Genomic DNA, 543 nt, shown 5'->3' on the forward strand with positions numbered 1-543 from the left:
GTCCTCGACGAACTCGGCGCCAGAGGTGAGCTGGACTGGTCGCGGTGCGCGATCGACTCCGTCAGCGTCCGGGCGGCAAAAGGGGGCCGTTGACCGGACCGAATCCGACCGACCGTGGCAAGCCGGGATCGAAAATCCACCTGATCACCGACCGGAACGGACTGCCGGTCTCGCTGGGGATCTCGGGCGCCAACATGCACGACAGTCTCGGCCTTGAACCGCTCGTGCGCGGGATCCCACCTATCCGGTCCCGCCGCGGCCCACGGCGACGGAGGCCGGCGAAGCTGCATGCGGACAAGGGCTACGACTACGACCACCTGCGCCGATGGCTCCGCGAACGCGGTATCCGCCACCGCATCGCACGCAAGGGCATCGAGTCCTCAAAGCGGCTCGGCCGATACCGCTGGGTCGTCGAGAGAACCGTGTCCTGGCTCGCCGGCTGTCGTCGCCTCCACCGACGCTACGAACGCAAGGCCGAACACTTCCTCGCCTTCGTCGGAATCGCCGCAGCCCTCATCTGTCACCGTCGCCTCACCAAATGAA

The 543-nt window shown here is 67.0% G+C and carries 1 pseudogene; it reads left to right on the top strand.

Going from position 1 to position 543, the window contains the following annotated elements:
• Window positions 1–542, top strand: a pseudogene (locus ABEB00_RS35780) (IS5 family transposase); the annotation flags it as partial.
• Window position 543 lies beyond the last annotated feature (1 nt).

This window comes from Streptomyces ziwulingensis (genome assembly GCF_039542605.1).
GTDB lineage: Bacteria > Actinomycetota > Actinomycetes > Streptomycetales > Streptomycetaceae > Streptomyces > Streptomyces ziwulingensis.